This window comes from Paenibacillus sp. J22P165, from assembly GCF_059692015.1.
In genome coordinates, this window is record NZ_JCAUAP010000003.1 from 262,433 (window position 1) to 283,988 (window position 21,556).

General features: G+C 44.1%; 22 protein-coding genes and 1 pseudogene. 14 read left to right on the top strand and 9 right to left on the bottom strand.

Annotation, left to right across the window (positions count from 1 at the left end):
* The first annotated feature begins 31 nt into the window (after nt 1-31).
* From AC58QM_RS08835 to AC58QM_RS08855, 5 genes are all read left to right on the top strand, one after another.
* Nucleotides 32-853: a YitT family protein gene (locus tag AC58QM_RS08835; protein WP_497283133.1), complete on the top strand. Its 822-nt coding sequence runs from the start codon at nt 32-34 to the stop codon at nt 851-853.
* A gap of 129 nt (nt 854-982) precedes the next feature.
* A complete protein-coding gene (locus AC58QM_RS08840) occupies nt 983-1,177 on the top strand; it encodes a hypothetical protein (protein WP_056616326.1) in 195 nt (64 codons plus the stop codon).
* 125 nt (nt 1,178-1,302) lie between these two features.
* Nucleotides 1,303-1,536, top strand: coding sequence for a Sec-independent protein translocase subunit TatA/TatB (locus AC58QM_RS08845; RefSeq protein WP_497283134.1), 234 nt, complete (start codon nt 1,303-1,305; stop codon nt 1,534-1,536).
* A 186-nt stretch (nt 1,537-1,722) separates the two neighbouring features.
* A complete protein-coding gene (locus AC58QM_RS08850; RefSeq protein ID WP_497283136.1) occupies nt 1,723-2,916 on the top strand; it encodes a putative glycoside hydrolase in 1,194 nt (397 codons plus the stop codon).
* Nucleotides 2,917-3,052: 136 nt separating this feature from the next.
* A complete protein-coding gene (locus tag AC58QM_RS08855; protein WP_497283137.1) occupies nt 3,053-4,009 on the top strand; it encodes a D-2-hydroxyacid dehydrogenase in 957 nt (318 codons plus the stop codon).
* 51 nt (nt 4,010-4,060) lie between these two features.
* On the opposite strand, the gene serS is transcribed toward AC58QM_RS08855, so the two are convergent.
* The 5 genes from serS to AC58QM_RS08880 form a co-directional block, all read right to left on the bottom strand.
* Complete coding sequence (gene serS / locus AC58QM_RS08860; protein WP_497283139.1) at nt 4,061-5,344, bottom strand: serine--tRNA ligase; 1,284 nt, start codon at nt 5,342-5,344, stop codon at nt 4,061-4,063.
* A gap of 304 nt (nt 5,345-5,648) precedes the next feature.
* Nucleotides 5,649-6,617 (bottom strand): 6-phosphofructokinase, encoded by a 969-nt coding sequence (gene pfkA / locus AC58QM_RS08865; protein ID WP_497283141.1) that lies wholly within the window; start codon nt 6,615-6,617, stop codon nt 5,649-5,651.
* A gap of 36 nt (nt 6,618-6,653) precedes the next feature.
* A complete protein-coding gene (locus AC58QM_RS08870) occupies nt 6,654-7,679 on the bottom strand; it encodes a tetraprenyl-beta-curcumene synthase family protein (RefSeq protein WP_497283627.1) in 1,026 nt (341 codons plus the stop codon).
* Nucleotides 7,680-7,722: 43 nt separating this feature from the next.
* Entirely contained in the window at nt 7,723-8,355 is a 633-nt protein-coding gene (locus AC58QM_RS08875; RefSeq protein WP_497283143.1) for a hypothetical protein, read from the bottom strand.
* A gap of 28 nt (nt 8,356-8,383) precedes the next feature.
* Entirely contained in the window at nt 8,384-8,698 is a 315-nt protein-coding gene (locus tag AC58QM_RS08880) for a hypothetical protein (protein ID WP_497283145.1), read from the bottom strand.
* A 170-nt stretch (nt 8,699-8,868) separates the two neighbouring features.
* On the opposite strand from AC58QM_RS08880, the gene AC58QM_RS08885 reads away from it, so the two are divergent.
* From AC58QM_RS08885 to AC58QM_RS08895, 3 genes are all read left to right on the top strand, one after another.
* Nucleotides 8,869-10,203, top strand: coding sequence for a multi antimicrobial extrusion protein MatE (locus tag AC58QM_RS08885; protein WP_497283147.1), 1,335 nt, complete (start codon nt 8,869-8,871; stop codon nt 10,201-10,203).
* Between the two features lie 19 nt (nt 10,204-10,222).
* Entirely contained in the window at nt 10,223-11,401 is a 1,179-nt protein-coding gene (locus AC58QM_RS08890) for an MFS transporter (RefSeq protein WP_497283148.1), read from the top strand.
* Nucleotides 11,402-11,555: 154 nt separating this feature from the next.
* Complete coding sequence (locus AC58QM_RS08895; protein WP_497283150.1) at nt 11,556-12,203, top strand: nitroreductase family protein; 648 nt, start codon at nt 11,556-11,558, stop codon at nt 12,201-12,203.
* Nucleotides 12,204-12,251: 48 nt separating this feature from the next.
* On the opposite strand, the gene AC58QM_RS08900 is transcribed toward AC58QM_RS08895, so the two are convergent.
* On the bottom strand, nt 12,252-14,477 hold the full coding sequence (locus AC58QM_RS08900) for an MMPL family transporter (RefSeq protein WP_497283152.1): 2,226 nt from the start codon (nt 14,475-14,477) through the stop codon (nt 12,252-12,254).
* 127 nt (nt 14,478-14,604) lie between these two features.
* Here AC58QM_RS08900 and AC58QM_RS08905 point away from each other — a divergent pair, with 127 nt between their 5' ends.
* Nucleotides 14,605-15,225: a TetR/AcrR family transcriptional regulator gene (locus AC58QM_RS08905; protein ID WP_497283153.1), complete on the top strand. Its 621-nt coding sequence runs from the start codon at nt 14,605-14,607 to the stop codon at nt 15,223-15,225.
* Between the two features lie 167 nt (nt 15,226-15,392).
* Here the strand turns inward: AC58QM_RS08905 and AC58QM_RS08910 are convergent, their stop codons facing one another.
* The gene (locus AC58QM_RS08910) at nt 15,393-15,590 is read right to left on the bottom strand and encodes a cold shock domain-containing protein (RefSeq protein ID WP_028556542.1); all 198 of its coding nucleotides are present in this window, start codon (nt 15,588-15,590) and stop codon (nt 15,393-15,395) included.
* 127 nt (nt 15,591-15,717) lie between these two features.
* Entirely contained in the window at nt 15,718-16,434 is a 717-nt protein-coding gene (locus AC58QM_RS08915) for a class I SAM-dependent methyltransferase (RefSeq protein WP_497283155.1), read from the bottom strand.
* A gap of 188 nt (nt 16,435-16,622) precedes the next feature.
* Here AC58QM_RS08915 and AC58QM_RS08920 point away from each other — a divergent pair, with 188 nt between their 5' ends.
* From AC58QM_RS08920 to AC58QM_RS08940, 5 genes and pseudogenes are all read left to right on the top strand, one after another.
* Nucleotides 16,623-16,868: a hypothetical protein gene (locus AC58QM_RS08920; protein ID WP_310225134.1), complete on the top strand. Its 246-nt coding sequence runs from the start codon at nt 16,623-16,625 to the stop codon at nt 16,866-16,868.
* A gap of 263 nt (nt 16,869-17,131) precedes the next feature.
* Nucleotides 17,132-17,773, top strand: a pseudogene (locus tag AC58QM_RS08925) (TerC family protein); the annotation flags it as partial.
* A gap of 280 nt (nt 17,774-18,053) precedes the next feature.
* Entirely contained in the window at nt 18,054-18,236 is a 183-nt protein-coding gene (locus AC58QM_RS08930; protein ID WP_497283157.1) for a hypothetical protein, read from the top strand.
* A 277-nt stretch (nt 18,237-18,513) separates the two neighbouring features.
* Nucleotides 18,514-20,304: an oligoendopeptidase F gene (pepF, locus tag AC58QM_RS08935; protein WP_497283158.1), complete on the top strand. Its 1,791-nt coding sequence runs from the start codon at nt 18,514-18,516 to the stop codon at nt 20,302-20,304.
* Nucleotides 20,305-20,416: 112 nt separating this feature from the next.
* On the top strand, nt 20,417-20,722 hold the full coding sequence (locus tag AC58QM_RS08940) for a LapA family protein (RefSeq protein WP_497283160.1): 306 nt from the start codon (nt 20,417-20,419) through the stop codon (nt 20,720-20,722).
* On the opposite strand, the gene AC58QM_RS08945 is transcribed toward AC58QM_RS08940, so the two are convergent.
* Entirely contained in the window at nt 20,696-21,514 is an 819-nt protein-coding gene (locus AC58QM_RS08945; protein WP_497283162.1) for a DUF92 domain-containing protein, read from the bottom strand. The genes AC58QM_RS08940 and AC58QM_RS08945 overlap by 27 nt on opposite strands.
* Nucleotides 21,515-21,556: the final 42 nt, after the last annotated feature.

Sequence of the window (21,556 nt, forward strand, 5' to 3'; positions counted from 1 at the left end):
ATGCTGCATACTATTTTAGAGGTGATATGTTTTGAAAAAGGCGCTAGATGTTCTAATCATTCTAGTTGGCGCACTGCTTGTCGCAGTTGGCTTCAATATGTTCCTTATTCCCCATCAGCTGCTCAGTGGTGGTGTGTCAGGAATTGCTATGATTATTGGTTATTTTACTGATTACAATATTGGTTTTCTTTATTTATTATTTAACATGCCATTAATGATTTGGGGTCTTGTTTCCATTGGAAAACGGTTTATCATGATTAGCGTTGCCTCCGTCGTTCTCACGACTTGGATGATGCAAATTATTCCAACGAGCTTCGTTGCGAAAGACTCGATGTTAGGTGCCGTTTTTGGTGGTGTACTCATTGGTATCGGAAGTGGAATTACACTTCGTATTGGTGGTTCGAGCGGAGGATTTGATATCGTTGGCTTGATATTGACCCGCAAATACGACTTCCCACTCGGAACCATCCTCTCCTCGATGAATGGAATTGTCATCGTCGCACTTGGCTATTTCAAAGACAATTGGGACCTCGCCTTATTTTCAATGCTAGCCATTTTTATAAGTGGAAAAACGGTCGATATGATACATATCCGCCACATTAAAGTAACCGCGTTCATTGTTACCAAACACAAGGATGCCATTATTAATAAGCTGCTCATGATTCCTAGAGGCGTTACTTTAATTAAAACGGAAGGCGCTTATACCAAACAACAGCATGATATGCTGATGACCGTAACGACGCGGTATGAGCTCGTTGAGCTAAAACGAATTATTAAAGAGATTGATCCGAAAGCGTTCGTGAATATTGTGGAAACCGTTGGTGTTGTAGGGGAATTTCGAAAGCCCAAGTAAGAAATCAGCCAACTGCCCCTTTATTCCAGTTTGAATTGTGTTATAATGAATGTAATTTCATATAGTTCTGGTTTCATCGATGGTAGGTTCAGGCGTAGTTCTTATTCTAATCTTCTGATTGGAAGGGTGATGCTTGTGGAGACAGTCAAATTATCCAGGATTGTAATGAAATTAACGCCCGAGTTGTATCCCTCTTTAACCAGCAATGAGTTGGAATCCGAGATCGTACTCCGGTTCGGTATAGAGGCACTCGCAGCGGAAGATGTCATGGAAATTATTCAATTCAGCATTTCGGAACATCATAAGGACACCCTGTACCACTGAGGGTGTCTTTTTTTGCATGCAACGCGGTGTCAATATTATTAAAATTGTAATAAATAGGCTATATAGGTTATGATAAGTCCATGATATAATAGTGTTAACTTAAAATTTTACTGGGGGTGTCTGGAATGGGAGCTTTATCTCCTTGGCACATCATTCTAATTGCGATTGTTGCCCTGCTTTTGTTTGGGCCTAATAAACTGCCTGAACTTGGTCGTGGTTTTGGCAAAATGTTCCGCGAATTTAAAGATGCAACGAACGGAAATGGTAATAACTCATCCACGGATGATCAACCTACGATTGCACGGAAAGAAATTAACCCTGAAGTAACCAAAAGTGAATCAGGACAAGTTAATAAGTAAGTTCAAGCATCTGGAGGCCTAGCTTCTGGGTGTTTTTCTTTTTTCCCCCTACAAAAGACCGTGTCTCTTCTATGCCAAATTACTCATACAAGCTTCTACAAAAGCCTACAAATTTCCTCTGTGCGTAGTTTCCCGCTTGCCTTATAATGAAAGCTAGAAACAAGGATTGGAGTGGACTTATACATCATGGAAATATTACTTGCCTCGCTTGCCCTTATATTGGGTAATGTTACGGCCGCAAACCCTGATGCTAGCTTTGAACAGCTTGTGCAGGCATCGCTCGATGCAAAGAACGCAGTAGCAATTGTACAACCAGCAACACCAACTACACCAACTGATGCAACGGATCCACTTGCACCTGTCAACAAGCTAGATCCACAGAAGGATGCTCCAGTTGTGAAAGGCATCTACTCCACTGCTCATAGCGCAGGCGGCTCGCGACTCAATACGCTCGTAAAGCTGCTTGATGATACCGATTTGAATGCCATGGTTATCGATGTGAAAGATGATTGGGGCTATATCACGTGGGAAACAGGGAATCCAACGCTCGATGCGATGGGAACAACTCAGAAAATTATTGGCAATATGCCAGGCTTAATGACAACACTACAAGATCATAACATTTATCCAATTGCACGTATTGTTGTGTTTAAAGACACCATTCTTGCCAAGAAGAAACCGGAATTATCCTTTATTAATCCAGATGGTACTCTGTGGGGGAACGGTAAGAACCCTCCTGATAGCTTCGTCAATCCGTATAACAAGGAAGTATGGGACTACAACATTGAGGTTGCTAAAGAAGCCGTCAAGGCTGGCTTTAAAGAAATCCAGTTTGATTATGTGCGTTTCCCTGAAGGCTTTGAGAAAAGGGCAGATATCTTGAAATATACGAAAGATGAGCGTTCACGCATCGATGCTGTCTCTTCTTTCGTAAAATACGCACGCGAACAATTAACACCTCTAGGTGTTCGTGTTTCTGTGGATATCTTCGGCTATGCGGCATCTGTCCCAGCTGCTGAAGGGATTGGTCAGGATTTCGAGAAAATCTCGCAGAACGTGGACGTAATTGCTCCGATGATTTATCCAAGTCATTACAGTACAGGTTGGTTCGGCTCCAAAGTACCTGACGCTGCTCCTTATGCCACCATTAATGGGGCTTCCAAAGATACAATTAAGAAGCTAGAAACGATTGATAAGAAGGGCTGGAAGCCGGTTATTCGACCATGGATACAAGACTTCACTGCTTCTTGGGTGCCAGGCTATATTAAATACGGTAAACATGAGCTAGACGAACAAATTCGCGCATTGAAGGACAACGGTATTAACGAGTATCTGCTCTGGAATGCCAACAATAACTATACAGCTAACGTAAATTATTAATCACCACAAATGTGAATCCCCTGCGTGCTGAAGAAGCGCTCAGGGGATTTTGACATTTCGTCGGAGTTTACTTTCACATTCCATTTCATTTATCATTGTAGATATTCATTTCGAAACTCCAAAAGGATGTGATGACGTGCTGAAAATAGTAGCCATAACAGGTATGAATTTAACTTCAATGCAAGAGCAAATGCCGCAGGATTTGAAGGAACGCTCCGAGTTTCATTGGTTTTCTTCTTCGAAGGAAGCCGGCGACTTGATTCCTGATGCTGATGTCATTATCTCAGCAGGTCGCTTGCACCCTGACATCGTCAGTCGAGCCAAGAAGTTGAAATGGGTGCAAACCTTATCCGCTGGCGTCGATAAGCTGCCTTTAGCAGAGCTAGAACAACGTCAAGTCATTGTCACGAATGCCAGAGGTGTTCACACCATTCAAATGAGTGAATTCGCGCTGAGTCTCATGCTGCAATGGGTTCGGAAAGCGAACGTACTACATGATAATCAGCAGCAGCACGTATGGGACAACCAAGTTCGCTTTGGTGAATTGCATGGTAAAACGATCGGTATTATTGGGGCAGGTGCTATCGGCGAAGCGGTTGCTCGTAAAGCCAAAGCGTTCGATATGACAGTCATCGGCTTGAATCGTTCTGGAACACCACTAGCTGCTTTCGATAGAACCGTGCACGGAGAAGATGGTCTACAACTTCTGCTTTCACAAAGCGATTTCATCGTCGTGCTCCTTCCAAGCACGGATAAAACACGGGGCTTCTTACAAAAAGAGCACCTATCGCTTATGAAGCCGAACGCCTTTTTCATTAATCTAGCTCGCGGAGATGTCCTTGATGAAGAAGCCTTGATCCAAGCTTTGGTAGAAGGTAAACTTGCTGGAGCAGCGTTAGATGTTTTTGCCCAAGAGCCGTTGCCTGCAACTTCTCCACTCTGGAACATGAAAAATGTCATCCTCACCCCTCATATTGCAGGTTCATCTGAGCATTACACCGATCGTGTATCCTCCATCTTCTATCACAATTTACGCGCAATGCTCGATGGTGGAGAAATGATCAATGTCGTGGATTTAGCAGAAGGTTATTAACCGAATGAAAAACACCTTATCCTTTTTGATACGGAGGATAAGGTGTTTTTCTTATGGGGCAGGAATGGCTTCCAGCCCGCGCATATAAGGTCGAAGCGCAGGAGGCAGATAAATCGAGCCATCTGCTTGCTGATGATTTTCTAGCAAAGGAATTAGAATGCGCGGCGATGCAACGGCTGTATTATTAAGTGTGTAGCAATATCGCAACACACCATCTTTATCTCGATACCGTAGATTGCTTCGTCTGGCTTGGAAGTCAAGAAGGCTTGACGACGAATGGGTTTCACCATAAGCCCCGCGGCTTGGCATCCAAGTTTCAATGTCGAATTGCTTGTAATTTTTGGCCCCCATGTCCCCCGAACATACGGCTACCACACGATACGGCAGTTCCAGAAGAGCAAGCAAATCTTCGGCATTTTGTGTAATCTGCCCCATCATGCGTTCCGCTTCCTCTTCACGATTCTCGCAGAGGATCACTTGTTCCACTTTCGCAAATTGATGAACACGATATAGCCCTCTTACATCTCTTCCTGCCGAACCCGCTTCTTTTCGGAAACAATTCGATACAGCCGCTAACTGAATCGGCCCCTCCGACAAATCAACAATCTCACCAGCATAATACGAAATCAAGGGTCCTTCCGAAGTTCCAACTAACCAGGCATGGTCATCCTGTAGCTCATAAGTCTGATCTTTGCCTGCTGGAAAAAAGGCAGCGTTCAGCAAGGTTTCCTCCCGCACCATGAGCGGTACATCCATCACAGTAAACCCGCGATCTGTTAACAGGTCTATGGCGAGCTGCTGAACAGCTCTATGCAAATAGAGCCCCATCCCTTTGAGATAGTAATTTCGGCTGCCAGCAACCTTGACGCCACGAGCGACATCAATCATGTCTAGTGCTTCACCAAGCTGCAAATGATCTTTCATCTCAAATTCAAAAGTTGGCTTCTCCCCAACGACCTTCAATTCTACGTTATCATGATCACTTGCACCTATCGGCGTATCTGGCGAGGCTAGATTTGGTATCTTGAGCATGAGATCTTTGAACCTTGCTTCATGTGTGTTCAATTCTGCTTCAAGAACCGCCAAGCTCGCATTCCAGCCACGAACCTGCTCCTTCATGAGCTCTGCTTCTTGCGATTTCTTTTGCGACATATAAGTCGCGATCTGCTCCGACGCACGATTGCGCTCTGCTCGAAGCTGATCCACTTGCCCCGATAGTTCTCTTTTCTTCTCATCGACTACTAGCAGTTCCTCAACATGGCATGTTACTCCTTTGCGAGCTGCCGCTGTTTGCACTAGCGCTTGATTGTTTCGAATCCATTTGATATCCAGCATTTCCCGTCACCGCTTCCTCTTCGTTTGTGTGAAAAAGACAAAGAACGCCCTCTGTCCGATTGGGACGAGGAGCGTTCTGCTCGCGGTGCCACCCAACTTGATGAAGACATAAGCTGTCATTCATCCGCTTGGTTCCGCGATAACGGGCGGTGCCGACTTATTTAGTAAGAAAGGAAACATCCTTCCGATCGTCATAAGTGTCTCCGAGTTGGATGCTCTTCATAGACATAATGTTGATGTATATATTGATCGTTATTATAGTCGAAATACGAATGAAGATCAATACGCATGAATGAAAATAGGCTTATTGTGATAAACGACTAGCTAATTCATAAAGTTCCATGTTAAAGGAGCGCTTCGTGTTCACAACAAGATCGATATCTGTTGCTACAAGTTCACCTTTGATGATACCGCAAGCTTTGGAAGAATCACCCTCCATAAGTTTACGCACAGCGAAATCGCCAAGGCGACTTGCCAGAATACGGTCATTATGCGTTGGTGCTCCGCCGCGTTGAATATGACCAAGCACGGTAACACGAGGCTCAATCCCGTTAGTTTCTGTGATCTTCTTAGCGATACCTTCGCCAGTTCCTGCTCCTTCAGCTACAAGGATAATACTATGACGCTTACCATGGTCGAAGTTATCCTTCATGCGGTTAGCGACTTCCGTAATATCAACATCCACTTCAGGTACAATAATAGTTTCAGCGCCGCTTGCAAGACCTGCATATAGGGCGATTTCACCACAATGACGTCCCATAACCTCAACCACGGAAGAACGTTCGTGAGATGTCATCGTATCACGCAATTTATTAATCGCGTCCACAACAATGCTAACCGCTGTATCAAAACCAATTGTAAAGTCAGTGAACGGAATGTCATTATCGATCGTCCCTGGAAGTCCCATCGTTTTGATACCTAGTTTACTTAGCTTGTTCGCACCTTGGTAAGAACCATCTCCACCAATAACTACCAAGCCATCGATTCCGCGTTTACGCAAGTTATCAGCACCGATTTGTTGACCTTCAGGCGTCATAAACTCTTTGCAGCGAGCCGTTTGAAGGATCGTACCTCCACGTTGAATGATGTCACCTACGCTGCGCAAATCCATTTTACGAATATCATCGTTAATCAAACCTTGATACCCACGTTGAACTGCAAACACTTCGAGCCCATGGTACAATGCACTTCTAACGACTGCTCGAACAGCTGCATTCATCCCCTGAGAATCTCCTCCACTGGTTAAAACCGCAATTGATTTTACTGCTGACATTTTAATTTCCTCCTTCATAATTCTTGTGAATGACATTCATGATGTCGTACGGATGTACATGCTATTTATCCAGAAAAAGAGCCTTGTAAGAGGACTATTTTTCATCAGACGCTTCGAAATTTTCTTCACTTGGTGTTGACTGTTGACCTTAGGGTCAGATAAATAGAGAGCAAGCAAACCTTCGATTATCATACGATGAAATCTCGGATGTTCCAAGAACAAAATTTTAGATCTTGCTTCTTGGACAATGAAAGCGATTCGCTCTACGGTTGTATCCATAGAATCATAGTAGGTACAAAAATTTAAGTCTCCGCCTTCACTATCTTCTTCCTGATCTATCAAATAATCAAGCAGAATATGTAGTCCACACACATAAGGGAAATAGGCCTCACGAATGGCTTCCACCTGCTTGTCCGTCAGAACGGGATCACATGCAGCCAAGAATAACATGAACATGCCTAGTGTTGAGCCTGTTGCGGCTGCAAATTCATTCCAATCGATCTGGCGATACTTATGGTGATGGTTATCCCACCATTGATGCAGCTGAGGCTCACGCAAATCTTTGCGGATATGCTTGTACACCTGCAAATCACAGTATAAGCCAACGAATTCTTTGACTTGATCCGCTACTTTCAAATACGAAGGCATCTGGCTGATCGACGTCTGACATTGCTGAACAAGATCAGATAAATACCCGCCATCTTCCTTCTCTGCTCTGAACGCATAGTAATCATTCAGAGGCTTCGCTGGATCGACTGCATCCAACATCGATTGATGCAATTGCCGAAAATCCAACGGATCTAACGATGTGCTGCGATCACATAAATTATCTAAATAATCGCTAATCGATTGGAATGCGACAATTAGCGGGATAAGTACATGACGCATCGATAAATGAGCAGCTGCATACACAGCTCCTCCTTGGCAATGGAATTGCTTCGTGGCAATACTAGCGAGTGCCTGAGTACGCAGCTCTTCATCAGGAATATTCGCTGCTTTGGTTCTCCAGACGCTCAATTGCTCATTAACAGCTGGCAAAATATAGCGATATACACTGATCATTAATCGGATCGGGCCTTGCGGTACTTTCACATGGCTCTTTATCCTACTTCTGGCCAATGGCTTCAAGTAAACTTCCTCCACAACTTTGTTCATAGCAGTATTGAAGTAATAATAGCATTTCAGATCGTTGTATCTGGCGCAGCCAACTATCTACGGTCGGATTCTGCACAAGTGAAACCTGAATTTCGATCACATCAATAAATACATATGGATTCCAAACTGGCGATGTTACGAGCACTTCAAGCTTATGGCGAAGAGCTTCATTGTCCAATTCCATGAAGTCCTTAGTCGATAAATTATCTCTGACAAATTGGATTAATTGAGAAAAAATAGGATGATGACCAACATCATTAAACCAGTATTTCGCATTACTATAGTCGCCTTCCATGCGATGCATGAGCGCATGCCAGTAGCTTCCCGTAGCATTCGTAATCTCCTGAGAGATATCATGTGATTTATCTAGACTTTCATTTAGAAGAAAGAGTCCTGCTTTGATAGCTAAACCATAGGGTTGCTGCTCAGGGCTGCCTTCTGTAATCAACGAAGTCGAGAGCGCTTCAATCCGTGCATCCATTGCTGCATCCCACTCTTCAATTGGATAAAGCGCTGGGAGATGCTCTAGAAGTGGTTTCGCTATCGTTCCAAGCCAGTTATTCCCATCCTTATTGCTATGCATGCAGTCATTCTCCCTTCGTTGACAACCATTAATGGTGGGTTTTGGATTCTAAATCCTGATTTGTACGGAACCAGAGATGAAGATCATTGATGATTGAAGCTAAGTCAGCAATATCGGAATTTAAACGGCAGGAGGTTACAAAGTCGTCTTCTTTATCGAGTTTATTTTGCTTTTCTATGATTTGTGCTTCTAATTTGATGATTCGATCGGGGATGACACCTCGAATTTGTTCCCACTGAAGTAGGAGATCTATGCGAACGGCAGCATCATACATTTCCCATTCCAATTCCAAAACGGGAATCGCAATACCTAGCCTCTCATCATACTGAAAATAGCTATTCATTCCTATAACCCTCCTTGCAGGCAAAACTGTCTGTCTTGTTCAAGAAACATTCTACCTTTAAATGTATCACTTCAAACCTTGGGTTTCCAGTTAAAATTGTATGTCATCCCCATTTCATTTTCTGATATACTTAAGAAATGTTTTGCAAAACGCGAAGGAGTGCGATTTGGATGAATGCTAAGACAGTAAAGAATGCCATCACTTGGAAACAGCTCATCTCCTTTTTCCTCCCCCTCGGACTTTCTGCAACGCTCGTAACCCTCTCACATGTTATTATTAATAGCACTCTGGCTAGGGCTGATAATCCTGAGCTCGTCATTGCCACCTATGCTATCCCCTTGAGTTTACTAGGATTGACAGAAAGACCCGTTGTATTGCTACGACAAGCATGCTCTGCACTCGTGAGGGATCGGGTTTCGTTCCGTGCGATGGCTGTTGTCAGCTCTTATGTGTTTGCTTGTATTATTCTGCTGGGTCTCATACTCTGCTACACACCGGTTGGCGAATGGGTGTTTCTTTATTTTTTTGGCGTAGAACGCGAAATACTAGCCGCAACTTTAAGTGTATATCGCATTCTCATGTACGTTAGCATTTTCTCTGGTCTCCGTTGTTTATTTCACGGAATAATCATATTCAATATGCGGACAAAATGGCTTACGATCGGGATGGGTGTTCGGATCATAGCCATGTATTTCTTATCATTGTATTTCATTACAACGGATAACGTGTCCAGCGGTAAAGTCGGCGCCATTATTTTCCTAGTCGGGATGATTATTGAAGCTACTATTGCCATTTGGGAAGGTACAAGCTTGCTGAAGCGCGTCATTCCTGAAAAAGCACCTGAGCATCCGATTGAAACGAAGCAGCAAATCTTTGCCTTTTATAAACCGCTCTTATATTCATCTGTTATTGCCGTGATTATTGGACCTTCCATTAATGCGATGCTAGGCAAAACAACACAGATTCATCTTGCCATCTCAGCCTTTGCGATTGCTGGATCTTTAACACAATTAGTAATGAGTTTCTTCTCTTACATACATCAAATTGTCTTAAATTTTTATCGTAAAGATGCTGTACGAGTGAAAAAATTCATTCTTATGCTGAGCTTCATTCCAGGTACACTTATCGCCATCCTGTCCTATACACCGATTGGCCCATGGTTCATGACCCATGTCATGGGTGTGAATGCTGAGCTGAAACAGGCTAGCTTGAGCGCAATGCGCATTTTCATGATCATGACGATTGTATTCCCATGGCTTGATTATATGAATGGCATTATTATGCTGCGCGGCCAAACAAAAATCATGGTTTTCTCGCAATCTGCGAATGCTACTATAACGGTACTCACTTTATTCGTTGCCATTGCAACTGTTCCGGGGTGGAATGGTATGATTGGTGCTCTTGCGCAATCGTTCGGTATGCTGGCGGAACTGCTTGTGGTCATTTATGTGCTCAAACGAACAGCCGATGTACAACAACCTGGATTGTCTCTCGAAAATAAGTAATGAAATGGTGATGATTACCTTGTCCAATTCTAATGCGATTGATCGAAATGACCGATTGCTTAAAATGTTTACACTAGCTTTTTTTATGACGATGGGGATTGTTGTTACCTTTTTCCCCTTGTATTTCGATTATAAAGGGTATTCGAAAATCCAAATCGGCTTACTTTATGCCATTGGTCCGCTGATCGGTATTGCAACCAACTTGCTCTGGGGCTTCTTGAGTGATCGCTTTCAAACCGTAAAAAAAATCATGATCATTCTAATTCTCGGTCAACTGCTAACAGCCATCTTCGTGTTTACGGCAGGGTGGTTCTCCCTGCTTTATGTTTGTTTAGCCGCATTTTTCTTCTTCCAGCAACCGGTTAACTCCTTGAATGATAGTCAAGTGATGCTGCACATTCGCTCTAGCGGGAAAAGCTATGCCTCCTTCCGTGCGTATGGCTCCATTGGGTTCGCGCTTTCTGCGGGAGGCTTCGGTCTATTATTGAAAGCATATGGAACTGGACTAACACCTGTCCTACTTTTTATAACGATCAGCATGACATTACTCATTCTTCTTCTGCTAAAAGATACACGCCAAGGCGGCAAGAAGATGGCCTTCGGCGGCATGGTGAATATCATCCGATCCAAAAAGTTCATCTGGTTTCTTGTGCTCGTTATCATCATGTCCGTCTCACATCGCTTCAACGATGGCTTCTTAGCCCTCTATATGCGTCAACTAGGCGCTTCTGACTCGCTGATCGGGTATGCCTGGATGACATCGGCGCTAAGCGAAATTCCCGTGTTCTTCTATTTGAGCAAGCACGGTCACCGCTTTAAGGAATTGCCCTTACTTGCTTTTGCAGGCGTGATCTATGCCTTCCGCTTCATCATGATGAGCATTATCCAAGATCCAACTTGGGTCATTGGCATCCAGCTTCTCCACAGCTTAACTTTCGGTGTCTTCTTATTTACAGCGAATCGTTATTTGAGCCAAATTATTCCGGATGAATACCGCTCCTCTGGGCAGGCTATTTTCGCGGTTGCCTGGTCAAGTATCGCTGGTTTAATAAGTGGTACAGCAGGTGGTTGGATCTACAATGCAACGAGTGGCAGTACTGTTTATATCCTAGCCGCTTGCCTCTCAACGGCATCCGCTATTGGTTTTCTATGCACTCACCTTTTTCAGAAGAATGAAGATGCACTTCCTAGTCGATGATACAAGAGTATGTCATTGGCTGCTGCTTTGACAGTTTAAAGCTCGTAGCAGTTGTACTCCTAGCCCATCTCCCCTATAATAAGGATATAGTCTTAGTACCAAGTAATAACATCACATCGATAATATGAGCAGCAAAGGTAGGTACACATTTATTATGAAGTATGAAGATTTCAAAACCATTGTGCTAGAAAGACGCAGCATTCGTAACTTTACAGAGCAAGAAGTCGCACTTGAAGATATTCGTGAAATTATCGACTGCGCACGGTACGCTCCTAGTGATACGAATTCACAAACTTGGAAATTTATCGCCATTCGAAATACAGAAAAGATCAAACATATCGAGCAATTAACTTGGGATCAACTCCACTTACGCGCCGCGGCTGCTGAGGAGAAAGGGCTGTCTCGCGAAGCCCGCATGCTCGTAAGATCTTTCGGACCTTACGCGACGGCTTTCTCCGATGCACCTGTTCTTATCATTTGCTTGGCTACACCGTATGAATCCAAGTTCCGTGATCGCATCTTCGATCCTATTCAATTAGTCGATGATCATGTATGGGCGGAAGAAGGCATCAAGAGCTCTTGCCTTGCCTCCCAGAACTTGATGCTTGCCGCTCATGCGAGAGGCTTAGCAACGTGTCCAATGACGGGGCCCGTGTTGCTTGCACAAGATCAAATCCGCGCATACCTGGAAATTCCAGCCGAATATCAGATTAACATGGTTATTTCCCTTGGTTATCCGAAGGAAAAACCAGGTAAAATGGCCCGTAAAGAAGTAGACGATATTCTTCAAATTATCGACTAACAAGTAGGAGCTGACCGCAAAATGCGGACAGCTCCTTTTTACATACATTTAGTTATCCGAAGCCGGTTCTTGTACTCTTCTCTTCACTTTGCTAGGCCAGAAAACGGCATCTCCTAACAGCATTGTGATCGAAGGAACAAGGAATGGTCTTACGATGAACGTATCCAAAATGACCCCGACAGCACAAATCACACCGAACTGCACAAGCACTTGAATTGGCAGCGAAGCTAGTACCGCAAAGGTACCCGCAAGAATCAAACCTGCTGATGTGATCACACTGCTTGTTGAACTTACCCCTAATCGAATCGCATCCTTCAGTTTCAAGCGGTTGCGCTCCTGCCAAATACTCGAAATCATGAAGATGTTATAGTCCTCTCCCAACGCAACAAGGAAGACGAAGGCATACAGCGGAATTAAGCCTTGAATCGCAGCTGTATCCATGAAGTAGTGCAAAATAAGCCACCCTGCGCCTAACGCTGAGTAATAGGAAAGCAGAACGGTTGCAATCAGATAGACGGTTGCGACAATGGAGCGTAAATACACAAGTAACAGTATCGCAATTACGGTGATAACGACTGGAATAACAATCTTGGTATCGCGTTCCACAACTGTCTTCGTGTCATATTGTGTAGCTGTTTCACCACCTACCCAGACTTGCGGTGAAGCTACACCAGCTTCTACAAGCATCTGCTCCGCCATGTTCCGAATCTCAGGGATTCGATTAATGACATCCAAATCATAAGGATCCTGCTTAAAAATCAACTCATACGCTTTATAATTAGCGTCCTTCTTACTATCCTCTGGTTTACTCACGGATTCTACATAAGAAAGCTTGGCAAGTGCTCCTTGAACATCCGCGTTCTTGCCTTCTGTATTCACCACCACTTTTACTGGAGCAAGTGAGCCTGGTGAAACATGCTCAGCTAATAAGGTAAAGCCTTCTCGAGACGGCATTGTGGAAGGGAACGATTCCAGAATGTTATACGTGAACTTAATCTGCGGAGCAAAAGCAGCAAGCGCAATAAGAATGATTAACGAAATAGCCAGCACACTTTTGGGCTTTTCAGTTACAACACGCCCAAGTGCAGCGTTTAATGCACCGACAGGCTTTTGCTCTCGAATTCGCTTCCCTTTGCGCGCTTCTTTCTCTGCACGCATCTCTGCCGTCAGCGGAATGAACGGGAAGAAGGAAACGCGGCCGATGATAGCAAGAAGTGCTGGAACTAACGTCAGACTAGCCAGTGCCATGATGAAGATCGCGACACTGAACGGAATCGCGAAGCGATGATTGGAGCCATAATGAGCGAATAACAAGCCCAACAAGGACACAATAACAGTGAGTCCACTCATCCCAATTGCACCTGTTGAACCGCCGAATGAAACACGAAGTGCGCTATATTTGTCTTTCTCCTCCAAAAGCGCCTGTCGGTACCGGGCAACGAAGAAGAGGCAATAATCCGTTCCTGCACCAAACAGCAGGACTGTCATAATGGAGATCGACTGTGCGTCGATGGTAATCCATCCTTCTTGTGCCATGAATCCAAGAATAGGAGAAATGACTCCATAGGCAAATCCTACGCCAATCAGAGGAATAATAGCTAGAATTGGTGAGCGATACAAGAGAATAAGCAGAACGAGTACAAGCAGCACTGTTGCTAACAGCAGCGTAAAGTCTGCTCCTTTAAATAGCGCCGTCGCATCCGTTTGAATGCCGACAGGACCTGTAATTCGGGCATGCAGACCTTCTTCGTCTACCTTAGCTTGGAAGGGATCACTCCCTAACTGACTGACCGTGACCTCCTCAAGCTTAACCATGCTTTCCTGGAGAACCTCCGTTTCCGTTCCTTCGTTAAACGAAATCGGTAGTACCAGCAGCTTACCATCCTTAGATACCATGCTTTTTAGTGCAGGCGCTGGCATGGTATGCAGCGGTGGCAAACCCTTTTGCCCGGCTAACGGGACATCGGTTAGCTGTTTAGAAACCTTTTGAACCGCAGCCAAATCTTGATCCGTTAATCCCGAATCACGATACCAAACCACGAGGGCAGGAACGCCTTCATTACTTGGAAACTGCTCTTTCATCAGGGCTGCTGCTTCAAGCGACCATGAATCGGTCGGCAGTTGACGTGCGGCATTATTTTCTTGTGAATTGACATTAGGCAGTAAGACAGATAATAGGCCTGTTAGTAAAATCCAAACGGCAAGTGTCACCCATTTGCTTCGGCGACCTGCAACTATACCACCAATTTTACTGAAGAAAGGATTTTCGTGCATAACGTTACTTCTCTCCTATACATAGAAAATAGTGTTATAATAAATATTAGTACACGATTAATTATATATACTACATAGTTAATTAATCAAGCGTTATTTAGAATCGTCTCAGGAGTGACACAAACTTATGGAAAAAAAGTCAAAACCTCTTGGCAGACCCCGTGTCTCACAGGGAGAAATGCCTCTTAATCAGAAAATTTTGATGACAGCTATTCCTTTATTCTTATCTCGCGGCTTCGAATCTGTATCTATGGATGATATTGCCAAAGAGTGCCAGGTCACGAAAGCATCGGTTTATTACTATTTTCCATCCAAATCCGACTTGCTAACAGCCTCTATGATTCAGCTCATGGACAACGTCAGACGCATAACTATTCAGCGATTAAGTGAGCCCGCTCCACTTCGTGAGAGACTGCACGGGATTACGGAAGGACATCTGAAAGCGATCGATTTCGATCTGCACTCCTTCATGCGCAAGATGGAAGCGATTCTATCCGATGAACAAATGAAGGCTATGCGTAAATCTGAACAAGGCATCCTAGATGTACTCGAGCAAGAGTTTCAAAAATCAATCGATACTGGGGAAATCGGCCCTGTAGATCCCCGCGTGATCGCACGCGCCTACACTTCGCTCCTCATGATGGGTCATGCGCGTGATGGGAACGGGGATAATATGTTTCCAGATGAAGGTAAAGCCGCTTCTCAAATTATCGACATTCTCTGGCATGGCTTATACCCGCCAAAGTGACTACCATGCAAAAGAAGCAAACCCCTGCAATCTCCCTGATAAGGACGAGCTGGGCTTGCTTCTTTTTCATGTATCTCCAAAACAAAAAAGACAGCCTCGAGTGAACCCGAGAACTGCCTTTATTGCTTGTGCTATGACACTATTTATAAGTAGGGAGTCCCAGAATCTTATAATTTGGTGACGTTAGCTGCTTGAGGACCACGGTTACCTTGAGTAATATCAAACTCAACGGATTGGCCTTCTTCTAATGTTTTGAATCCTTCGCCCTGAATTGCGGAGAAGTGAACGAATACATCGTCGCCTCCATCAACAGAAATAAAACCGTACCCTTTTTCTGCGTTGAACCATTTCACTGTACCCTTCAAATGAACAACCTCCTAAAAATATCGCCATCTATGACGAATAAGGAAATTATACCATTTGAGTGGTGAAAAATCAACGGAAATTCCGAGGTGGATAAGCTGAAATTTGTTGATGTACCAAGGTTTTCCACTATGCAGAGGGCTCTTTTTTTATGCTTAAATATTGCTGAGAATTTGGTAAAAAAGGTAGACTAGCTTCTCTTTTTTGAACGCTAAATCCAGCTAACTCAAACTCGATGATTAGATCGTGAAGACGAGAATATTGCTCTGTTCGGAAATTCATCAACGGGTATATCCTCACCTCGCCACCTGGCTTGCAAACACGAAGTAGCTCACGAACTGCTCCAGTATGAAACGCATAATCAAACTGCTCTTCATATAGAAAGAGAAAGTGACTGCACATAACGAGATCAAAGCTCTCCGCTTCGAATGGTAATGATGGTAAAGCAGCTTTATGATATCTGGCTGATCCTTCTGCGCTGGAGAAATCCTCTACAAAACGCTGAAGCGCTTGAATACGTCCTGCCCGATGCTTCTCGGCAGACCCGTAAAACGTCCAGTCGTACACATCCGTTAGTTTAGACAACTTGGCTGTACTACGCTCAATTTCTTGCCTGCCATGCTCAGCAATTGCGTCTGGCGACTTCTCGTATAATGGATCAACTGCTTCTGCGTCGATCCCAAGCTGCCTTGCTTCTGCTGTAAACGAAGAGGCGCCTCCAGAGACATCCAACACTCTTTTGCCAATCAGTTCCGTTGTCTGCAACATAAAAATTTTCTCATATTCCACGTACGATCTCGAGGTCATAGCAACCCCAATTTGCTCATAAACTTGCTTCTGTTCCATGCTCATCTCTCCTCAACTCGGCTCATAACCCCTTCCCTATGGAAAGGATTAGGAGAATTCTATCATGGGAGATGCCCGTGCGCAACAACAAAATAACGAAAAAACGAGCCTCTTGTTTGGAAATAGGCGCATTTTATGATACGATTGTTTACATCTATAAGCTTATTACAGAAACGAGGAAAAAAGCCATGTCGCATCAACCCTTCAAAAGACATACGATTTATAAAAAAGATAAATGGAACATGCTCAATGTCGAGGTGCAAGGCACCAAAATCGTCTTAACCGAGATTTCCGACCAATGGGGCGAAGAGTGCCACACTTTTATTGGACGACCTGCTATGCTGCACTGGGCTAGCGAACGCTTTGCCAAAGATAAATTCGACGGTACCGAAGAAGAATGGCAAGCCATTATGGACGCTTTTAAAAACGTATAAAAAAAATGATTCTATTTTGAAACGCATCGCATATATTAACGTATAATCTCATAGTAACACTCCAAAGGGGAGTAGCTGATACAGTAAAGTCGTCAATTCGGATCCTCATCAGATCCCGGCTTTATTGGCAACGACAACGTTGTTAGCAAGACCTTTGCCATGTTCATTGGTGAAGGTCTTTTTTGATGAATTAGAGCCTTCACCGGTCAAGCGGTGCTAGGCTCTTTTTGCTTCAAAATAACCTTGAAGGAGTGTGTTCGCGTATGGATTGGTTGTCAACGGGGTTTTTCGTCTCACTACTTAGTATTATCTTGATTGACTTGGTTTTGGCAGGTGATAACGCTATTGTAATTGGGATGGCCGCACGTAATTTGAAAAAGGAAACACAAAAGAAAGTCATTCTCTGGGGTACGGTTGGCGCGATTGTGATTCGAGCTTTGGCCACGCTAGTTGTTGTTACGTTGCTCAAAATACCTGGGCTGCTATTAGTCGGCGGTATCTTACTTCTCTGGATTTCCTATAAGCTTCTCAGCGAAAAGAAAAGTCATGAGGATATGAAAGTGAAAGACACCATGTGGGCTGCAATTCGAACGATCATTATCGCTGATGCGGTCATGGGATTAGATAATGTCATCGCAGTCGCTGGTGCTGCACATGGTAACTTCTTGCTTGTTATTATTGGTCTACTTGTCAGTGTGCCTATCGTGGTCTGGGGAAGCACTTTATTCATTAAATGGATTGAAAAGTATCCGTCGATTATTTATATCGGAGCTGGCGTACTTGCACTTACCGCAGGAAAGATGATTACAGGCGAAAAATTCCTAGCCCCTTTCTTCGAATCCAACCCGTTAGGAAAATGGTTATTCATTGGTTTACTCGTCATACTCGTGTTGGGCGCAGGCAAATGGTCGAAAATGATTGGCTACCAAGTAAGTGTCGGGGACAGCGGACAACTCACCCTTCCTAAAGAGCTTAGCGAAGAAGCACAAATCTCCCCTGAGGATCGGTACACCGTCAAAATGGATTCTCGTGGCAAGTTCATTCTTGTTAAAGAGGAAGACGATGAAGAGTCGAACCGTGATACGATGCAGCATGCCGGATGAAAAAGGAGTTTGACCCCGCATAGCGAAAATTAGTATGATACGAAACAAGTATCATACTCTACAGCAAAAAGGATGATTTTCGATGACTGATTCTGGATCTATTCTCACATTTGTAATTGTATCCTTTTGCCTGGCGATCATTTTAATTATGAAAAAAGACAGCCTTCCGGCACAAATGAAACGTTACCTTGCTTTACTAGCGATTGTTATGGTTTCCATATCCTTCGTTCTGATCGTACTTAGCTTCTTCCGAGCTGGAACTTGAAAATACTTCCATACTTGCTCGTCCATCATGGACGGCAGAGTCGTTTGTTTTGTATAATAATAATTGATTAAGCAAAAGGTCATACTAGGTGAAAACCATGAAATGGGATTTCAGTTCGTGCATCCCTCATGGGAATATGCCGGGAGCGATGACCGCAATGCGCCTTCTTTATGTAACGGCTGTCATGGGAATTCTGCTTAGCTCAGTCCCATTAGCTGATTTACACGCAAAGGATACCAGCTTACCCCAATCTCAAAACAAGGACAGGAGGGCTCCGATGACTCAATTATTGGATCGCAAGCAAGTACCAGCCGAGCACCGTTGGCAGTTGGAGGATTTATTTGCCGATCAGAAGGCTTGGGATCAAGAATTTCAAGAAGTAAAAAGCTCGCTTAGCAAAATCAGCGCCTTCCAAGGGAAAATCAACGACGCCGCAGCTGTGAAGCAAATCTTCCAGTTAGAAGATGAGCTCTCAGTTAAGATGGAAAGATTATATGTTTATTCCAACATGAAGCATCATGAAGATACAGCTGAACCTGTTTATCAGGCATTATCCGAAAAAGCTAAAAAACTAAGTGTTGAATTTGGTGAAGCTTCTTCCTTTATTTCTCCTGAAATTCTCAGCCTTTCGGACGAAAAGCTTCAGCAGCTCGTGAATGATCCTTCCTTATCTTTTTATAAAGATACGCTTGAAGAAATGATTCGTCAGAAGCCTCATACGTTAAGCAAAGAACAAGAAGCACTTCTTGCTCAAGCAGGTAATATGGCTGGCGCACCTAGTACGATCTTCGGCATGCTGAACAATGCTGATCTGAAGTTCCCGAAAGTGAAGAATGAAAAAGGTGAAGAAGTCGAGCTTACGCATGGCAGCTATATTCAATTCCTTGAAAGCCGTGATTCTGAAGTTCGAAAAAATGCGTTCAAAGCGGTCTATGACACCTATCGCAATAATCGGAATACCATTGGTGCCACGCTAAGCGCGAACATTAACAAGAACATTTTCTACGCCAAAGCGCGTCATTACCCTTCTGTTCTTGAATCCACACTATTTGGCGATAATATCAAAAAAGAAGTGTACACGAACTTAATTTCCACCATTCATGAGTCCTTGCCTCAGCTGCAGCGGTATCTCAAACTCCGTAAAAAGCTGCTCAAGGTCGATGAGTTACATATGTATGACCTGTTTGCACCGCTCGTTGAAGAATTCAAGATGGACATTACTTATCAGCAAGCCAAAGAAGAAATTAAGAAAAGCTTGGCTCCGCTAGGTGAAAATTACTTGAAAATTCTACAAGACGGCTTCGACAACCACTGGATCGATGTGTATGAGAACAAGAATAAACGCAACGGCGCTTACAGCTGGGGCGCTTACGGCACACATCCTTACGTATTGTTGAACCATAAGGACAATTTGAACAGCATGTTTACGTTGACACATGAGATGGGTCACGCGATTCATTCTTATTTGTCCGATGAGAATCAAGAGTATCGTTATGCCCAATACACCATTTTCTTAGCAGAAGTTGCTTCCACGCTGAATGAAGCTCTACTCATGGATTACCTGTTGAAGCGTGTAACGGATCCTAAGGAAAAAATGTATTTGCTTACATACTATGCGGACCAATTCCGTACAACGGTATTCCGTCAAACGATGTTTGCTGAATTCGAAATGATCACGCACGAGAAAGCCGAAGAAGGCGAGTCTCTAACACCACAAGAGTTCAGTGAAATCTACTATGGATTGAATAAGCTCTACCATGGCAATGACATGGTTGTGGATCAAGATATCGAGATGGAATGGGCTCGTATTCCTCACTTCTATAACAGTTTCTATGTTTATAAATATGCGACAGGCTTCTCTGCTGCTACTTCCTTTGCGAAGCAGATTTTGGATGAAGGCCAGCCAGCGGTTGACCGCTACCTCGGCTTCCTCAAAAGCGGCGGCAGTGACTACTCGCTGAACATTCTTAAAAAGGCCGGCGTGGATATGTCTACACCTGAGCCGATTAAACAAGCGATGAGCGTATTCAGCTCACTGTTAGATCAGATGGAAGAGCTTACGAAGTAACTAAATGCACGATACACGCCACTCTCCTCGTTGAGAGTCGGATAGCAAGTCCAAAAAGGTTGAAAGCCTCTGCTTTCAACCTTTTTCTTAAAATCGAGAGGATGATGGATACTTGAAAATACAATGGATTCTCATCAGTGCGTTAGTATTTGCTCTACTTACTGCGGTTTTTGCTGTTGTCAATGTGGATCCCGTGCAAGTGAACTTCATATTCGCAACGACGTCCACACCTCTGATTCTTGTCATTTTAACTTCAACCTTATTAGGTGGTTTGATTGTCGGTCTCTTCGGCATGGTTCGTCAATACAAGCTCCAGCGTAAAGTGAAGCAATTAGACAAACAACTTCACGAAGCGCTAAATCCCACACCTGCAGCAGCAACTGATTCTAAGCTAGAACAAAGCGAACACCATATATAAAACAAGGCATATTCCTCCTCCAATGAAAGATGAGCTTGCATTAACTGCATCATTGCTCATTCCTTGGAGACCACGTATTTGTCTTGCTTTCTGATTACAATGCTCCTGCTTCTCAATCGTTTTACCACAGACCTCACAATGAAACATCACCTGCAGCGTAGCCCCAAGCCATGAATCAACGAGAGAACCTCCTAATCCTGCAAGTGATCCCAGCAAGATTAGGAGCACCATCGAACTGTTCGCCGCTTGCGGCTCCCCGAATTGGTTTAGAATGCCTCCGATGAGGCCGATAAAAGCCCCGCCAAGAATCGACGCAAGTAGTCCAAGCCCAGTAATGCCTCCTGAAGTTCCCGCCGCTACCCGTTTCCCCGTTACTATGGAGCGTGGAATCGACTTACTCATCCCTCCGATTTCCGTCGCCCATGTATCCGCAGTAACGGTTGCCATAACGCCAATAAATAGCAGCCACCAGTGGGGATTCGGCCAGATGGCATTTCCAATACATAGCAACAACCCCAAGCCACCATTCGCAGCAACTTGCCCTGCATCACGTCTACCACCTTTGGCATAGCCACTTTCAGCTGCTGCCTTACGCTGATGCTTAAGCTTCGATAACAAGCTAGATGAGATGAAAAATGCGATAAGTGTACCAAACCACGCAAGACTCCCCAACGCATACATCGTCGTTCCTAGCAGCACTGCTGCAATTAATCCTGATAGAGATAAGGAACGTTTCCAATAGGCTGCCCCAGCTATGATCAGACTACCTGCGAATCCATAGATGACTGGCATGTGTAGAATTCTCTCCTTCACATTCAAATTCTTATTAGCTGT

What these genes read in the sequence shown, in the direction of transcription:
- AC58QM_RS08870 (WP_497283627.1), bottom strand. Translation starts at nt 7,679, where the DNA reads ATGATCAGTGTATATCGCTATATTTTGCCAGCTGTTAATGAGCAATTG.
- AC58QM_RS08930 (WP_497283157.1), top strand. Translation starts at nt 18,054, where the DNA reads ATGACTGATTCTGGATCTATTCTCACATTTGTAATTGTATCCTTTTGC.
- AC58QM_RS08880 (WP_497283145.1), bottom strand. Translation starts at nt 8,698, where the DNA reads ATGAATAGCTATTTTCAGTATGATGAGAGGCTAGGTATTGCGATTCCC.
- AC58QM_RS08915 (WP_497283155.1), bottom strand. Translation starts at nt 16,434, where the DNA reads ATGGAACAGAAGCAAGTTTATGAGCAAATTGGGGTTGCTATGACCTCG.
- AC58QM_RS08920 (WP_310225134.1), top strand. Translation starts at nt 16,623, where the DNA reads ATGTCGCATCAACCCTTCAAAAGACATACGATTTATAAAAAAGATAAA.
- AC58QM_RS08945 (WP_497283162.1), bottom strand. Translation starts at nt 21,514, where the DNA reads ATGCCAGTCATCTATGGATTCGCAGGTAGTCTGATCATAGCTGGGGCA.
- pfkA (WP_497283141.1), bottom strand. Translation starts at nt 6,617, where the DNA reads ATGTCAGCAGTAAAATCAATTGCGGTTTTAACCAGTGGAGGAGATTCT.
- AC58QM_RS08900 (WP_497283152.1), bottom strand. Translation starts at nt 14,477, where the DNA reads ATGCACGAAAATCCTTTCTTCAGTAAAATTGGTGGTATAGTTGCAGGT.
- AC58QM_RS08840 (WP_056616326.1), top strand. Translation starts at nt 983, where the DNA reads ATGCTTGTGGAGACAGTCAAATTATCCAGGATTGTAATGAAATTAACG.
- pepF (WP_497283158.1), top strand. Translation starts at nt 18,514, where the DNA reads ATGACTCAATTATTGGATCGCAAGCAAGTACCAGCCGAGCACCGTTGG.
- AC58QM_RS08885 (WP_497283147.1), top strand. Translation starts at nt 8,869, where the DNA reads ATGAATGCTAAGACAGTAAAGAATGCCATCACTTGGAAACAGCTCATC.
- AC58QM_RS08850 (WP_497283136.1), top strand. Translation starts at nt 1,723, where the DNA reads ATGGAAATATTACTTGCCTCGCTTGCCCTTATATTGGGTAATGTTACG.
- AC58QM_RS08845 (WP_497283134.1), top strand. Translation starts at nt 1,303, where the DNA reads ATGGGAGCTTTATCTCCTTGGCACATCATTCTAATTGCGATTGTTGCC.
- serS (WP_497283139.1), bottom strand. Translation starts at nt 5,344, where the DNA reads ATGCTGGATATCAAATGGATTCGAAACAATCAAGCGCTAGTGCAAACA.
- AC58QM_RS08905 (WP_497283153.1), top strand. Translation starts at nt 14,605, where the DNA reads ATGGAAAAAAAGTCAAAACCTCTTGGCAGACCCCGTGTCTCACAGGGA.
- AC58QM_RS08875 (WP_497283143.1), bottom strand. Translation starts at nt 8,355, where the DNA reads ATGCATAGCAATAAGGATGGGAATAACTGGCTTGGAACGATAGCGAAA.
- AC58QM_RS08895 (WP_497283150.1), top strand. Translation starts at nt 11,556, where the DNA reads ATGAAGTATGAAGATTTCAAAACCATTGTGCTAGAAAGACGCAGCATT.